Annotated in this window: 2 protein-coding genes; both read right to left on the bottom strand. The window is 39.3% G+C overall.

Annotated elements, in window-relative coordinates:
• Positions 1 to 223: Ig-like domain-containing protein (locus AVJ19_RS22725; RefSeq protein ID WP_213067285.1), on the bottom strand; the 223-nt coding region annotated here is incomplete at its 3' end.
• Positions 220 to 996 (bottom strand): Ig-like domain-containing protein (locus AVJ19_RS21140; RefSeq protein WP_228203428.1); only part of this gene is annotated, 777 nt, incomplete at its 5' end. The genes AVJ19_RS21140 and AVJ19_RS22725, both read right to left, overlap by 4 nt.

The following is a 996-nucleotide window of genomic DNA, read 5'->3' as shown; positions in this document are numbered from 1 at the left end:
TTTCACCTGTAGTACCAGTTTCACCTGTGGCACCAGTTTCACCTGTGGCACCCGTTTCGCCTGTAGATCCAGTTTCTCCCGTTGAACCATTGATATCAGGAGCTATCGCTTCTGCTTTATCAGACTCATTACCAGCAGCATCGGTTGCTGTCACATCAACTTTTTCACCATTAGTCAGCGCTGTATCTAAATCGACTGTAAAGTTACCATTACTGTCTGTTATACCTGAACCAAGAAAATTACCATTTTATCTTTAATTTCAATGATTGAATCTGGCTCTGCCTTACCTGTTATTGTTGAACCATCTTCATTAAACTCAAGATCTGTTGGCACATCAGGTGGTATCACATCAATCTGTCCACCATTATTTCCACCACCACCCCAATTAGGTACAAGTGCTTCAGTAGGCTGTGAAATATTACCCGCAGCATCAGTTGCAGTTACGTAAACTGTAGAGTTTTTATCTAATTGGGTTTCAAATTCAATATAAAAATCACCATTTTCATTTGTAATACCCGATCCAAGTAAATTACCATCTTTATCTCTGACATCAACAATTGAACCTGCTTCTGCCTTACCCAAAATATTAAAACCATATGGGCTTACTTCTACATCCGTAGGTGCATCAGGTGGTGTTGTATCTGCATTATTATCAGCAATAACCGTTGTTGGTATAGACTCATTGCCAGCTTGATCTTTTGCTGTAACTTTAACCTCAGTTCCATCTGCTAATGATGGACTAATAATAATTTGGAATTTCCCTTTCTCATCTGCTTGACCCAATACTAATACATTGCCATCTTTATCTTTTACTGTAATGGTGGCATTTGGCTCAGCTGTGCCAATTAATGTTGTACCATCAAAAGTATCAATATGTGGTGCCTCAGGTGCGGTTGTATCCGGTGCTGTCACTTCTGCTTTATCAGACACATTGCCTGCAGGATCTTTAGCAGTAACATCAACTTTTTCACCATTAGTTAATGGCTTATCTAAATT

The sequence above is a fragment of the Acinetobacter sp. CFCC 10889 genome (assembly GCF_003268395.1).
GTDB lineage: Bacteria > Pseudomonadota > Gammaproteobacteria > Pseudomonadales > Moraxellaceae > Acinetobacter.
Note: the sequence above shows the minus strand (reverse complement) of the source record. Positions and strands in the feature narration are given on the sequence as shown.